General features: G+C 72.8%; 10 protein-coding genes. 3 read left to right on the top strand and 7 right to left on the bottom strand.

The features are described from left to right. Window positions 1-202 precede the first annotated feature (202 nt). Together DEJ50_RS26295 and DEJ50_RS26290 are read right to left on the bottom strand one after the other, a co-directional pair. Window positions 203-829, bottom strand: coding sequence for an NUDIX domain-containing protein (locus DEJ50_RS26295; RefSeq protein ID WP_150210566.1), 627 nt, complete (start codon window positions 827-829; stop codon window positions 203-205). A gap of 98 nt (window positions 830-927) precedes the next feature. Continuing rightward, window positions 928-2,592, bottom strand: a complete 1,665-nt coding sequence (locus tag DEJ50_RS26290) for a CTP synthase (RefSeq protein WP_150212375.1) — start codon at window positions 2,590-2,592, stop codon at window positions 928-930. A 428-nt stretch (window positions 2,593-3,020) separates the two neighbouring features. Between DEJ50_RS26290 and DEJ50_RS26285 the strand changes: the two genes are divergently transcribed. The 3 genes from DEJ50_RS26285 to DEJ50_RS26275 all read left to right on the top strand — a co-directional run bounded on the left by DEJ50_RS26285 (window position 3,021) and on the right by DEJ50_RS26275 (window position 8,065). After that, window positions 3,021-4,826, top strand: a complete 1,806-nt coding sequence (locus DEJ50_RS26285) for a glycoside hydrolase family 15 protein (RefSeq protein WP_190344699.1) — start codon at window positions 3,021-3,023, stop codon at window positions 4,824-4,826. A gap of 151 nt (window positions 4,827-4,977) precedes the next feature. After that, window positions 4,978-6,360 (top strand): FAD-binding oxidoreductase, encoded by a 1,383-nt coding sequence (locus DEJ50_RS26280; RefSeq protein ID WP_150210565.1) that lies wholly within the window; start codon window positions 4,978-4,980, stop codon window positions 6,358-6,360. Window positions 6,361-6,451: 91 nt separating this feature from the next. Beyond that, entirely contained in the window at window positions 6,452-8,065 is a 1,614-nt protein-coding gene (locus DEJ50_RS26275) for a PucR family transcriptional regulator (RefSeq protein WP_150210564.1), read from the top strand. 52 nt (window positions 8,066-8,117) lie between these two features. On the opposite strand, the gene DEJ50_RS26270 is transcribed toward DEJ50_RS26275, so the two are convergent. From DEJ50_RS26270 to DEJ50_RS26250, 5 genes are all read right to left on the bottom strand, one after another. Further along, entirely contained in the window at window positions 8,118-9,056 is a 939-nt protein-coding gene (locus DEJ50_RS26270) for a MerR family transcriptional regulator (protein WP_150212373.1), read from the bottom strand. Between the two features lie 220 nt (window positions 9,057-9,276). Next, window positions 9,277-10,398, bottom strand: coding sequence for a glycosyltransferase family 4 protein (locus tag DEJ50_RS26265; RefSeq protein ID WP_223837915.1), 1,122 nt, complete (start codon window positions 10,396-10,398; stop codon window positions 9,277-9,279). 232 nt (window positions 10,399-10,630) lie between these two features. Further along, entirely contained in the window at window positions 10,631-12,358 is a 1,728-nt protein-coding gene (recN, locus tag DEJ50_RS26260; protein ID WP_150212371.1) for a DNA repair protein RecN, read from the bottom strand. 87 nt (window positions 12,359-12,445) lie between these two features. Further along, the gene (locus DEJ50_RS26255) at window positions 12,446-13,387 is read right to left on the bottom strand and encodes an NAD kinase (protein WP_150210563.1); all 942 of its coding nucleotides are present in this window, start codon (window positions 13,385-13,387) and stop codon (window positions 12,446-12,448) included. Then, window positions 13,384-14,199, bottom strand: a complete 816-nt coding sequence (locus DEJ50_RS26250) for a TlyA family RNA methyltransferase (protein WP_150210562.1) — start codon at window positions 14,197-14,199, stop codon at window positions 13,384-13,386. Before DEJ50_RS26250 ends, DEJ50_RS26255 begins: the two co-directional genes overlap by 4 nt.

Here is a 14,199-nt window from a genome sequence, read left to right as displayed (position 1 = left end):
TCCCGAGCGTAGTTCACGGAGAGCGACGGTCTGTGTGGAGCGCGGCGGGTAATCGCCCGATCGGATCAGCAGATCGTCATACTTGTTCGTTCTGTCATGAGCACAGACCACGACGGCCGGACGGGGCGCCTCGCGCCGGGCCGGCCCAAGGCCCCTGCGGGGCCGGTGCCGGCCCGGCGCGAACCCGGGCGGAGGCCGGCCGTTACGCCGGGTAGGGCCGGGCCGGCCAGGGCGCCTGGGCCGGGCGCAGCGCGTCCGGGCCGCCGGCGGACAGCGCCGCGGACAGCGCCAGCACCCCCGTCACCAGCGCGGCATTGCCGAGCTCCCCCGCCAGCGCACCCCGCACCAGCTCCGGCAGCGGCACCCGCGCCAGCTCCATGTCGGCCTCCTCCTCGGAGACCTCGTAGCGCTCCCCCTCCGCCTCGGCGAGGTCCCGGGCCAGGAACACCCGTACCGCCTCGTCCGAGCCGCCCGGCGAGGGGAAGAAGTCGACGAGCACCCGCCAGTCCTCGGCCTTGACGTGCGCCTCCTCGTAGAGCTCGCGCTGGGCCGCGTGCAGCGGGTTCTCCCCCGGTACGTCGAGCAGCCCGGCCGGCAGCTCCCACAGCCGGTGCCGCACCGGGTGCCGGTACTGGCGCAGCACCAGGACCCGGCCCTGCTCGTCCAGGGCGAGTACGCACACCGAGCCGGGGTGCACCTGGTAGTCCCGGCGGGCAGCGGACCCGTCCGGCATGCGCACCTCGTCCGAGGCGACCGCGGTCTTGCGTCCCTGGAAGGGCCGCTCGGCCGAGACGACCTCCCAGGTCTCCGCGGCGTCCTTGATCTGCATGGCCGAACCCTCCCGTTGGAAACGCGACTGGAAAACGCGACAGCCGGGGCACGGATGATCCGTGCCCCGGCCGCCTACGGTACCGAGCGCCGGGCCGGTCAGCCCTGCTGCCGGCGCGCGACCGCGGCCTTCACCAGGCCCGCGAAGAGCGGGTGCGGCCGGGTCGGGCGGGAGCGGAGCTCCGGGTGGGCCTGGGTGGCCACCAGGTAGGGGTGCACCTCGCGCGGGTACTCGACGTACTCGACCAGCTTGTTGTCCGGGGAGGTGCCGGAGAAGACGAGGCCGGCCTTCTTCTCCAGTTCGCCGCGGTAGGCGTTGTTGACCTCGTAGCGGTGCCGGTGGCGCTCGTCCACGTACGCGTCGCCGTAGACCTCGCGGACGATGGAGCCCTCGGCCAGCTTGGCCGTGTACATGCCGAGCCGCATGGTGCCGCCCAGGTCACCGGCGCCCTCGACGAAGGCCAGCTGCTCCTCCATGGTGGAGATCACCGGGTGCGGGGTGGAGGCGTCGAACTCGGTGGAGTTCGCGTCCTCGATCCCCGCCAGGTTGCGCGCGGCCTCGATGACCACGCACTGCAGGCCCAGGCAGAGGCCCAGCAGCGGGATCTTGTTCTCGCGGGCGAAGGTGATCGCACCGACCTTGCCGTTCACACCGCGGTCGCCGAACCCGCCGGGCACGCAGATCGCGTCCACGTCGCCCAGCTGCGCGGCGGCGCCCGCCGGGGTCTTGCAGTCGTCGGAGGTGACCCACTTGATCTTGACGCGGGCCTTGTTGGCGAAACCGCCGGCGCGCAGCGCCTCGGTCACCGACAGGTAGGCGTCGGGCAGGTCGATGTACTTGCCGACGAGCGCGACGGTGACCTCGTGGTCGGGGTTGTGGACCCGGTCCAGCAGGTCCTCCCAGACCGTCCAGTCCACATCGCGGAACGGCAGGTCGAGCTTGCGCACGACGTACGCGTCCAGGCCCTCGGTGTGGAGCACCTTCGGGATGTCGTAGATCGACTTGGCGTCGATGGCGGCCACCACCGCGGCCTCGTCCACATCGCACATCAGCGAGATCTTGCGCTTGATGGAGGTGGGGACATCGCGGTCGGCTCGCAACACGATCGCGTCGGGCTGGATGCCGATGTTGCGCAGCGCGGCGACGGAGTGCTGGGTCGGCTTGGTCTTCAGCTCGCCGGACGGGCCGATGTAGGGCAGCAGCGAGATGTGCACGACGAAGACGTTGTCGCGGCCGACCTCGTGGCGGACCTGACGGACCGTCTCCAGGAACGGCAACGATTCGATATCGCCGACCGTGCCGCCGACTTCGGTGATGACGACGTCGACGTCCTCGGTCGCCATCCGCCGGATCCGGTGCTTGATCTCGTTGGTGATGTGCGGGATGACCTGCACGGTGTCACCGAGGTACTCGCCGCGCCGCTCCTTGGCGATGACCGTGGAGTACACCTGGCCGGTGGTGACATTGGCCGAGCCGTCGAGGTCGACGTCGAGGAAGCGCTCGTAGTGGCCGATGTCCAGGTCGGTCTCGGCGCCGTCGTTGGTGACGAACACCTCGCCGTGCTGGAAGGGGTTCATCGTGCCGGGGTCGACGTTCAGGTACGGGTCGAGCTTCTGCATCGTGACCCGCAGACCGCGCGCCTTCAGCAGCGCACCCAGGCTGGAGGCCGTGAGGCCCTTGCCGAGGGACGAGGCGACACCCCCGGTGACGAAGATGTGCTTGGTCGTCATGGCTGTGCTGTTTCGAAAAGCAGCGGACGGCATCGCCAAGAGGGGGCTCCCGTGGTCGCGAAGTGAGGTGCGTCCGGCGACTGCTCCCGTTTCCGGGGGTGCCGAACCTGTCGACTGGCTGCGGTTGCGGGGCCCCTGATTCGCACAGGCAGACCACCGGTCCACGGGGTACCAGCCTATCAGCGACCTGGAGCGTCCGCCTCCGAGCCACGCCCCGGGCGGACCCCCGGGAGGGCCTCCGGGGCGCCTCGCGGTCCGCGTCCGCAGGGCCTCACCCGTTCGGACGACCCGTATTCTTCCAGGACTTAAGGAGATCACTAGGGTGCCGTCATATCCTGCTCGGATAACGCTCACATCGCCGCCGAGCAGGCCGGCTCACGGCACGACCCCAGCCCGCCGGCGGAACCCAGCAATGCAAGCGCCCTTCGGGGCGGACGTGGCCGTTCGACTGGAGATGCAACGTGTCCGGGCGCATCGAGGATTACGCACTGATCGGGGACATGCAGACCGCCGCACTGGTCTGCCGGGACGGCTCGGCGGACTGGCTCTGCCTGCCCCGTTTCGACTCCCATGCCGTGTTCGCGGGAATCCTGGGGACGGAGGATCACGGTTTCTGGCGCATCGGCCCGGCCGTTTCCACCGGGACCGAGGCTCCGCACGCCGACCGCCGCCGCTACCGCGGCGACTCGCTGGTGCTGGAGTCCGAATGGGACACGCCGCGGGGCACGGTCCGGGTCATCGACTTCATGCCACCGCGTGAGGACCACGCCCCGCAGCTGATCCGGATCGTGGAGGGGGTCAGCGGCCGGGTGCCGATGCGGTCCGCCCTGCGCATGCGGTTCAGCTACGGCCGGATCACGCCGTGGGTGCACAAGGTGGACGGCCGCATCGTCGCCGTCGCCGGACCGGACTCGGTCTGGCTGGACACCGACGCGCAGACGTACGGCAAGGACCTGACCACCTACTCCGACTTCACGGTGGGACCGGGCGACCGGATCGCCTTCTGCATCAGCTGGCAGCCCTCCCACAAGGAGCCGCCGGAGACCCCGGACGCCGAGGCGGCCCTCACCGCCACCACGGATTTCTGGCGCGACTGGGTCGAGCACTGTACGTACCACGGGCCCTACCGGGAGGCCGTGGTCCGCTCCCTGATCACGCTCAAGGCCCTGACGTACGGGCCCACGGGCGGCATCGTCGCCGCGCCGACCACCTCACTGCCGGAGGAGATCGGCGGCGTACGGAACTGGGACTACCGCTACACCTGGCTGCGGGACGCGGCGATCACCCTGTCCTCGCTGCTGCGCACCGGCTACCGGGAGGAGGCCCGCGCCTGGCGCGAATGGCTGCTCCGCGCGGTCGCCGGCGACCCCGAGAACCTCCAGATCATGTACGGGATCGCGGGCGAGCGGGAACTCGGCGAAACGGAGCTGGACTGGCTCCCGGGGTACGAGAACTCCCAGCCGGTCCGGGTCGGCAACGGCGCGGCCCACCAGCTCCAGCTGGACGTGTACGGCGAGGTCACCGAGGCCCTGCACCTGGGCCATATGACCGGACTGGCCCGCAGCGACTACGCCTCGCTGCTCCAGCTGAAGCTGATCCGCTACCTGGAGACCCACTGGGACCAGCCCGACGAGGGCATCTGGGAGGTGCGCGGCCCGCGCCGGCACTTCGTGCACTCCAAGGTGATGGCCTGGGTGGCGGTGGACCGGACCATCAAGCTGATCGAGAGCGGGGACGCGGACGGGCCGCTGGAGCGCTGGCGGGAGCTGCGCGACGAAATCCACCGGGACGTCTGCGAAAAGGGCTACGACAAGGAGCGGAACACCTTCACGCAGTCCTACGGCTCCAAGGAGCTGGACGCCTCGCTGCTGCTCATCCCGCAGATGGGCTTCCTGCCGCCGGACGACAAGCGGGTCATCGGCACCATCGAGGCGATCCAGCGGGAGCTGTCCACGTCGGACGGGTTCATCCTGCGCTATCCGACGGCGGGCGAGGAGGCCGGCGTGGACGGCCTCGAGGGCGACGAGGGGGCCTTTCTCGCGTGCTCGTTCTGGATGGCGGACGACCTGGCGATGATCGGCCGGGTCGACGAGGCCCGCCGGCTCTTCGAGAAGCTGCTGTCGCTCCGCAACGACCTCGGGCTGCTGGCGGAGGAATGGGATCCGCGGCTCCAGCGCCAGGTGGGGAACTTCCCGCAGGCCTTCAGCCACGTTCCGCTGATCGACACGGCGCTGCGGCTGACGGCCAGCGGCGCGTACGGCGGCTGACCCGCCCGGCCGTCTGACGCCCGGCCCGCCCGGCCCGCCTGACCCGCCCGCCCGGCCCGGCCGTGCCCCCGTGTACCCACGGAGCGCGCGCCGGGGCGGGCCCGCCTAGCCTGGAAGGGTTCCGCACCCTCGTCCGGGAAGGGGGCACGCCATGGCTGCCTCCGGCAAGGCGGGCACGGCCCTGACCGCGCTCCGCGAGGATCTGTCGGGTGACGTCTTCGCCCCCGGGGATCCGGGCTACGACGAGGCCCGGACGGTGTTCAACGCCATGATCGACCGCAAGCCGGCCGTGATCGCCCAGTGCGAGAGCGAGACGGACGTGGTCACGGCGGTGCGGTTCGCCCGCGAGCTGGACCTGCCGGTCGCCGTGCGCGGCGGCGGACACAGCGTGGCGGGCTCCGCGGTCGCCGACGGGGCGGTGGTGGTGGACCTGCGGCGGATGCACGAGGTGACGGTGCATCCGGCGGCGAAGGCGGTCCGGATCGGCGGCGGGGCCACGATGAGCCATCTGGACCGGGCCTGCCAGCCGTACGCGCTGGCGACCACCGGCGGCCGGGCCTCCACCACCGGGGTGGGCGGTTTCGTGCTGGGCGGCGGCTCGGGCTGGCTGGACCGGAAGTTCGGGCTGGCGGTGGACAACCTGCTGGGGGTGGACCTGGTCACCGCCGACGGCGCGTGCGTGACGGCGACGGCCGAGGACCATCCCGAGCTGTTCTGGGCCCTGCACGGGGGCGGCGGGAACTTCGGCATCGCCACCTCGCTCACCCTGCGCCTGCACGACCTGCCGGACATGTCCATCGCGTTCCTGCTGTACCTGCCGGAACACGGGCCGGAGGTGCTCCGCACCTACCGCGATGTGATCGAGGGCGGGCCGCGGGAGGCGAGCGGCGCCATGCTCTACCTGACCGGGCCGCCCGAGGAGTTCGTGCCGCCGCACCTGGTGGGCACCCGGATGTGCGCGGTGCTGCTGACCTACGCGGGCCCCGAGGAGGAGATGCGGCGGCTGGCCCGGCCGCTGCTGGCCCTGCCGCACGAGTCGGAGATCGTCACCGCCATCCCGTACGCCGATCTCCAGTGCATGATCGACGACCCGCCGGGCATGCGGAACTACTGGTCGGCGGAGTACCTGACCGGGCTGCCGGACCCGTGCGTGGACGTGTTCTGCGCGCGCGGCGACCGGATGCCGGTACCGACGGGCACCCAGCACCTCGTCTGGGCGCAGGGCGGGGCGATCGCCGAGGGCCCGGCCGACTACCCGGTGCCGTACCGCGACGCGGCCTGGGCCGTGCATCCGTTCGCGATCTGGGAGGACCCTGCGGACGACGAGCGGTGCCGGAGCTGGGTCAAGGACGTCCGCGCCGACGCCCAGCCCTGGGCCACCGGCGCGGTCTACCTCAACTTCACCGGCGACGAGGGCCGGGACCGGGTGGTGGCGGGCCTGGGCGCGGAGAACATCCGGCGGCTGGCCGCGGTCAAGGGTGCGTACGACCCGGACAACGTCTTCCGCTTCAACCACAACATCCGGCCGCACTAGCGCCGGTGGCCGACGCCTCCGACGCCGTCGACGACGTGACGCACGCCACACAATGATGTCCGCCGAGACACCGCCCGGTACCGTCCGCGATATGGACAACCAGGGCGGGATCACCGTTCAACGGGCACTGGAACTGCCGGGACTGCGCGGCGGCCTCCCCGAGGTCGTGGCCTGCGCCGACCGGCTGGGCCGGACCGTGCGCTGGGTGCACGCCGGCGAGGTCCCGAACATCGCCTCCCTGCTCAAGGGCGGCGAACTGCTGCTCACCACCGGCCTCGGGCTCGGCACCCGCCCCGCCGAACAGCGGGCCTTCGTCCGCCGGCTCGCCGACCGGGGCATCGCCGCGCTGGTGGTCGAGCTCGGCCCGCGCTTCACCCGCCTCCCGGCGACGATCGTGGAGACCGCCCGGGCGGCCGGCCTGCCGCTGGTCCAGCTGCACCGCGAGGTCGCGTTCGTCACCGTGACGGAAGAGGTCCACACCGAGATCGTCAACGGGCACTACGCCCTGCTGCAGCGCGCCGAGGAGGTCCACCGGCGCTGTACCCAGGCCCTCCTGGGCGGCGGCGGGATCCCCCAGGTGCTGGGCATCCTCGCGGACTTCACCGGCAACCCGGTCTTCCTGGAGACCCCCGACGGCCAGCTCCTGTACGCGGCGGGCAGCGCCTCCGGGGCTGCCGCGGCGGACCCCCTCCAGGTGTGGGAGGGGCTGCGGGGCCGCGAGGCGGAACCGTCCGGCAACTCCGTACTGATCGACGTACCGGGTGGCGGGCCCGGCACGGCGGCGGTCCGGGCCCGGCTGGTGCTGGTCGGCGTGTCCGGGCCGCTGCTGCCGGTGCACCGGATGGCGGCGGACCGCACGGCGGGCGTGCTGGCGGTGGTCCTGATGCAGGCCCGCCAGGAGGAGGAGCTCGCGGCACGTGGCCGCGGCGACTTCCTGACCGACCTGGCCGAGGGCCGGATCTCGGCCGAGGACGCCCCCGCGCAGGCCCGGGTGCTCGGCTTCAAACCGGGCTCCGGCCCGCTGCTGCCGGTGGTCATGCGGCTCTCCTCCGATCTGGGTCCGGCCGGGAACTGGGCCGTTCTCGCCCGTGCCGTACTGGAGGAACTGGCCTCGGTGGGCGTCCCGGTGCTGCTCGGCGTCCGGCCGGTGGAGGGCCGGGTCCCGCTGCTGGTCGGCCTGCGTACGGAGGGCGAGCGCACGGCGGTGGCCGACCGGGTGGCGGCGGCGCTGCGGGCCGGCGTCGAACGGGCCGGACTGGACCGGGCCGGTTCCCCGCCGGCCGTGGTGGTCGGGGTCGCGGGCGGCTGGGCGGCTGCCTCCTCGGGCCTGCGCCACGCGGCGGAAACGGCCACCGCCGCGCAGGGCCTGCCGGCCCGGCCCTGGTACGACGCCCGCCGCCTCGACATCGACCTGCTGCTGTGGCGGCTGCGCGAACACCCGGACCTGGCGGCCTTCGTGGACCGCGCGATCGGCCCGCTCCGGCTGCACGACACCGCCTCGCGCCCGCCGCTGCTGCCGACCCTGGAGACGTACCTGGCGCACGCCGGCCGCAAGGCGGAGACCGCCCGCGAACTCCACCTGAACCGGCAGACCCTGTACAACCGGCTGGCCCGGATCTCGGAGCTGCTGGGCACCGACCTGGACGACCCGGAGACGGTGCTCTCCCTCAGCCTGGCCCTCCGGGCCCGCCGCCACACCCCGTAGCCGGGGCCCCCGCCGCCAGCTTCAGGGATCCGGGGCGTGCCCACTGCGGTGGCTATGCGGCACGGTCATTTCGCAGGGCCTGGATGAGCCAGGGGTACACCGGGATCAGGTTCGGTACTACCTGCCAGCCGTTGACGATCCACACCAGCCGCCAGTACCGGTCCACCCGGGGATCGTGCGCCTCTTCGAACTGCTGGGCCATCCAGTCCCGGAATTCCGTGTCAGGGGTGCGCACGAGCACCTCGGCGAAGCGGTGCACGAGGTCGTCGATGACGGGTGCGCCCCTGTCGCTGAGCGGGTCGATGCCCGACTCCATGGCCTCGGCCACCTTCTGACGGGTGAATTCCATCAGTTCCTCGCCGGCATCGCATTCGATGTCGAGCGGGCGCCCGGCGGCCTGACGTACGGCCGTCCGGCGCATCCGGGCACGGAAATCCTCGTCGCCGACCAGCTCGGTGAGCTCCACCCACGCGGCGACCTGCTCGCTGGTCGGATCATCGGGGAGGTCGGGAGTGGCAGCGCGAACCATGGCCACCGCGGTCGGGTCGGCATCCACTGTGCCGAAGGTGCCATCCACGAAATCGTCGATCAAACGTCGGCGTTCCTCGCCGGACAACTGTGTGAGCCTGTGCATGAGTGTGGTCTCCTCAGGACTGGACCCGCGTCTGGCCACGACTCGCAGAACGCTCCGACGCAGTTGCAGCACCCGGATCTGGACGTCCATGGCGTCGGCGTGCGCCGCAGCGACTTCCGCCACCGAGAGCTCGCGGTCCAGTACGCGTTGAACAGTGGCCAGGTCCATGCCCAGCTCGCGCAGTGTGCGGAGGAGTTCCAGACGAAGCAGTGCGTCGAGGTCGTAGAGCCGGTAACCGGCGGGGCTACGGGTGGTCGGCGCTACCACCCCCGAATCGGAGTAGAACCGGATGGTCCTCACAGACAAGCCGGTCCGCCGGGAAAGCTCCCCGATCGAGTAGAGGGTCGTAACGTCCATGTCCCCCACTCTGCTGTCTCCAGTCACTGGAGACTCAAGGCCATTCCCAAGCAGGGCCCGATCACGAGACGTCCTCCGATTTGGTGGAGCATGCGTTGCGCGCGCTCCGCTGACCGCCAGGATAAAACGGGCACGCCTTGCACGTGCTGGGCGAGCGATGGCAGCGACATGCGACACCGCTCGCTGGCGGCCTACGGCCACGAGCCCTTGGACTCATCATCTAGAAGCGAGCGCGCTCCATCAGCTCGTCGTAGACGGCCAGCACCTGGGCGACCGTGTCGTCCTCGGTCGGCCAGGTCGCCGCCTGGACCGGACCCGCCTGGGCCAGAGCGGTCCGCCGCGCCGGATCGGTGAGGAGCTTCGCGACCGCCTCGGACAGGCCGGCCGCGTCCCCGTAGGGCACCAGCACACCCGCGTCCCCGACCAGCTCCGGCACCCCGCCCACCGCCGTCGCCACCAGTGCGACCCCGGCCCGCAGCGCCTCCTGCGCCAGCAGGGACCGCGCCTCCCAGCGGCTGGGCAGCACCGCCACATCGGCCGCCGCCAGCAGCTCCGCCACATCCGGGCGCCGCCCCAGCAGCCGTACCGGCAGGCCCTCCAGCTCGATCCGCCGGGTGAGTTCGGCCCGCAGCCGCCCCTCCCCCGCGATCACCACCAGCGGTACGGGATCCAGTGCCAGCCAGGCCCGGGCCGCATCCAGCAGCACCGAATAGCCGCGGTGCGGCACCAGGCTGCCCACGGCGATCACCAAGGGGCGCTCCACCGCCCCCAGTTCCGCCCGCACCTTGCCCGCGTCGCCGGCCGCGGACCGGGCGCCGGGCAGGGTCACCGGCGCCAGCCGCGCGTCCCGGGCGCCCCGCAGCCGGGCCAGGTCCACCTGATCGGAGGAGGTGCCCAGCACCACCGCGGCGGCACGCGCGACCCGGCGTTCCAGCAGCCGGGTCAGCCCGCCCAGCGGGCCCGGGCCGAGCACCGGCCCGGCATGCCAGGTCACCACCAGCGGTACCCGCCGCCCGCGCAGCGCGAGCGCGGCCCGCATACCGGCCTGCAGGCCGTGCGCGTGCACGATGTCGGCCCCGGCGCAGGCCACCCGCAGGGCGTTCACCGCCGCGGGCTGGAACCGGGCGCCCGCGCCGGTGAAGTCGTACTCCCCCTCGGCCGCAACGGGCGCGCACACCGTCACCCGCACCCCGCGGGCCGCCAGCCCGCCGGCCAGCGACCGGACGTGCGCACTGCTGCCCGCCCCGGCGCCGACGCCGGCGCCGGAGCAGCCGCCGAGCACTTGGACGGTGCGCAACGGCGACCGCCCGTACGGCGGGGCCGGAACCGGGATGCTGCTCACGGGCCGGAGCTCCTGGAAGAGGGGGTGGTGCGGATGTCGGAGACGTCGCCCAGAATGCCAGCCCGCACGCGCGTTCCGGGACCATACGGGTGCGGATCCCGTACGAGAACCCGTCCCGCTCCTCCGGCTATCGCCCACACGGGTGACACAGCCGCCATCGGGGTGTACGGAACCACCCCCACCGTGCATGCGCCGCCCCGGCCAGAGGGCCGGGCCGGCCGCCCGGCCAGGGCTACGCGTCGGCCCGTGCCGCCGCCAGGAGTTCCTCCGCGTGGGCCCGCGCCGTCTGTGAGTCCTCCTGGCCGGCCAGCATCCGTGACAGCTCCCGGATCCGGTCCTCGCCCTCCAGCACGGTGACCCCGGACCGGGTCACCGACCCGTCGTTGGTCTTCTCCACCAGCAGCTGCCGGTCGGCGAACGCCGCCACCTGCGGCAGATGCGTGACCACCACGACCTGCGCCGACTTCGCCAGCTTGGCCAGCCGCCGGCCGACCTCCACCGCCGCCTTGCCGCCGACGCCCGCGTCCACCTCGTCGAAGAGGTACGTGGGCACCGGGTCCGAGCCGGCGAAGACGACCTCCACGGCCAGCATCACCCGGGACAGCTCGCCGCCGGACGCGCCCTTGGCGATGGGCCGCGGCTGCGCGCCGGGGTGCGGGGCGAGCAGCAGCTCCACCTCGTCGGCGCCCGAAGGCCCGTACAGCACCGGACGCCCGCCGACCTCCACCCCGTCACCCGAAGGGTCCTCGGTCTGCCGGATGTCGATGGTGACCCGGGCGTGCGGCATCGCCAGCGAGGCCAGCTCGGCCGTCACCGCCGAACCGAACCGCTGCGCCGCCTCGGCCCGTGCATCCGTCAACGCCTGGGCCAGCTGTGAGAGTTCCGCCCGCAGCGCGTCCCGCTCCGCGGTCAGCTCGCCGATCCGGTCGTCGTCCCCGTCGAGTTCCAGCAGCCGGGCCGAGCCCTGCTCGGCCCAGGCCAGCACGGCCTCGACGGAGTCGCCGTACTTCCGGGTCAGCTGGGTCAGCGCGGCCCGCCGCTCCTCGACCGCCGCGAGCCGCAGCGGATCGGCGTCCAGATTGTCCGCGTACCCGGCGAGTTCCCCGGCCACATCGGCGAGCAGGATGCCCAGCTCCCCGATCCGCTCGGCGAGCGAGCCCAGCGTGGCCGGGTCGTGGGCGCGTACGGATTCCAGGGCCCGGTGGGCGCCCGCGACCAGGGTGTTGGCGTCGACGCCCTCCGGGTCCTCGGGGTTGCCGGCCAGCGCGGCGTGCGCGAGCAGGGCCGCCGAGGCCAGCGATTCGGCATGGCCGAGCCGCTCCGCCTCCGCCGCGAGCTCGGCGTCCTCGCCGGCCAGCGGCTCCACGGCCGCGATCTCCTCCAGCCCGAAGCGCAGCAGATCCGCCTCCTGGGCGCGTTCCCGGGCCCGGGTGGTGATCTCCTCCAGCTCGCCGGCCACAGCCCGCAGCCTGCGGTAGGCGGCCGTGTACTTCTCCAGCGGGACCGCGACCGCGTCCCCGGCGTAGCGGTCCAGAGCCTGCCGCTGCCGGGCCGGCCGCAGCAGGCCCTGCTGGTCGGTCTGGCCGTGGACGGCGACCAGGTCGTCCGCGAGTTCGCCGAGCAGCCCCACCGGCACGGACCGCCCGCCGACGTGGGCGCGCGAACGCCCCTCGGCGGACACGGTCCGGCTGATCAGCAGGGTGCCGTCGTCCAGGTCGGCGCCGGCCTCCTCGGCGCGCAGCGCGGCGGGCGCGTCGGGGCGTACGACGATCCGGCCCTCGACCACCGCCGCCTTGGCCCCCACCCGTACCAGGGCGGGGTCCGCCCGGCCGCCGAGCAGCAACCCGAGGCTGGTGACGACCATGGTCTTGCCCGCGCCGGTCTCGCCGGTCACCGCGGTGAATCCGGGCGACAGCTCGACCACCGCGTCGTCGATGACTCCGAGCGACCGTATCCGCATCTCCTCAAGCACGGACCGACCATACCGAGGTTTGCCCCCCGCCATGTGACGTCACCCCGCCGCCCGGGCGCCGGGGCCGGAGCGCGGCTAGTGCGGTGCCCCGCGCCAGCCCGAGACGGGGAGGGCGAATTTGGCCACCAGCCGGTCCGTGAAAACGGCGTGGTGCAGCCGGGCGAGGCGGACCGGGACGGTGCCCCGGCGGACCTCCACGCGGGCACTCGGCGGCAGCTCCACGGTGCGCCGGCCGTCGCACCACAGCACCCCGTGCGGGGTACCGGTCTGGATCTCCACGGCCAGCACCGATGTGGGCGAGGTCACCAACGGCTTCGCGAACAGGGCGTGGGCGCTGATCGGAACCATCAGCAGCGCCTCCACCTCCGGCCAGACCACCGGCCCGCCCGCGGAGAACGCGTACGCCGTGGAGCCGGTCGGGGTCGCGCAGACGATGCCGTCACAGCCGAACCCGGAGACCGGCCGCCCGTCGATCTCGAGCACGACCTCCAGCATCCGCTCCGGGGACACCTTCTGGACGGCGGCCTCGTTGAGCGCCCAGTCCCGGTGGACCACGTCCCCGTTGCTGCGGACCACCACATCGAGGGTCATCCGCTCCTCGACCTCGTAGGCCTTGGTGACCACCCGGTCGACCACCTTGTCGAGGTCGTCGCGCTCGGCTTCGGCGAGGAAGCCGACCCGGCCCAGGTTGACGCCGAGCATCGGCACCCCGGAGCCGCGGGCGAACTCGGCGCCGCGCAGCAGGGTGCCGTCGCCGCCCAGCACGATCAGCAGCTCACAGCCGTCGAGGACGCCCTCGGTGGTCTCGGTGACCAGCTCCACCTCGGGCGGCAGCGGCAGGTCGGCCGCCTCGTGGGCGAGGACCCTGACCCCCAGCCCGCAGCGCAGCAGCCCCTGGACGACCAGCTCCGCACTGCGGATGGCGGCGGGCCGCCCGGTGTGGGCGACCAGGAAGACGGTCCTCCCCGTCGACGTCGATGAAGCTGTGGAACTCGATGAAGATGCAGAACTTGTCACCGCGGCCCCTCCGCCACTGCACGGTCAACATCCGCCGGGTCGAGTGCCGGTGCCCCCGCCCGCAGCCACAGAAAGTATTCGACATTCCCCGACGGTCCGGGCAGCGGGCTCGCGGTCACCCCGAGCACGCCGAGTCCGAGCTCGCCGGCCTGCCGGGCGACCTCCCGGACCGCCTCGGCGCGCAGCTCGGGGCTGCGGACCACACCGCCGCTGCCGAGCCGCTCCTTGCCCACCTCGAACTGGGGCTTGACCATCAGCACCAGGTCGGCGCCGGGGGCGGTGCAGCGCACCAGCGCGGGCAGCACCAGTCCGATCGAGATGAAGGACAGGTCTCCGACGACCAGGTCCACCGCAATGCCGTCGATCTGCTCCAGGGTCAGCTCGCGCACATTGGTGCGGTCCTTGACGGTGACCCGCTCGTCGCTCTGCAGGGACCAGGCGAGCTGCCCGTAGCCGACGTCGACGGCCACCACATGGGCGACGCCCGCGCGCAGCAGGACATCGGTGAACCCGCCGGTGGAGGCGCCCGCGTCGAGCGCCCGCCGCCCTTCGACCAGCAGGCCCTGCGGCCGGAAGGCGGCCAGCGCCCCGGCGAGCTTGTGGCCGCCGCGGGAGACGTAGTCGGGATCGCTGTCGTCGCTCCGCACGACCAGCGCGGCGCTGGTCTCGACCTGGGTGGCGGCCTTGGTCGCGGTGGTGCCGCCGACGGTGACCCGGCCCGCGGCGATCAGCTGGCCCGCGTGCTCCCGCGAGCGCGCCAGTTTGCGGCGTACCAGTTCGGCGTCCAGGCGGCGGCGTGCCACTCCTGCCAC

This window comes from Streptomyces venezuelae (assembly GCF_008642295.1).
GTDB classification, from domain to species: Bacteria; Actinomycetota; Actinomycetes; order Streptomycetales; family Streptomycetaceae; genus Streptomyces; species Streptomyces venezuelae_C.
The sequence above is the reverse complement of the archived record's forward strand: the minus strand, read 5'-3'. Positions and strand labels throughout refer to the sequence as shown.

Bases quoted from the DNA above. Each gene is read 5' to 3' on its own strand.
- DEJ50_RS26270 (WP_150212373.1), bottom strand. From the start codon at position 9,056: ATGGACGTTACGACCCTCTACTCGATCGGGGAGCTTTCCCGGCGGACC.
- recN (WP_150212371.1), bottom strand. From the start codon at position 12,358: ATGCGGATACGGTCGCTCGGAGTCATCGACGACGCGGTGGTCGAGCTG.
- DEJ50_RS26275 (WP_150210564.1), top strand. From the start codon at position 6,452: ATGGACAACCAGGGCGGGATCACCGTTCAACGGGCACTGGAACTGCCG.
- DEJ50_RS26295 (WP_150210566.1), bottom strand. From the start codon at position 829: ATGCAGATCAAGGACGCCGCGGAGACCTGGGAGGTCGTCTCGGCCGAG.
- DEJ50_RS26290 (WP_150212375.1), bottom strand. From the start codon at position 2,592: ATGCCGTCCGCTGCTTTTCGAAACAGCACAGCCATGACGACCAAGCAC.
- DEJ50_RS26280 (WP_150210565.1), top strand. From the start codon at position 4,978: ATGGCTGCCTCCGGCAAGGCGGGCACGGCCCTGACCGCGCTCCGCGAG.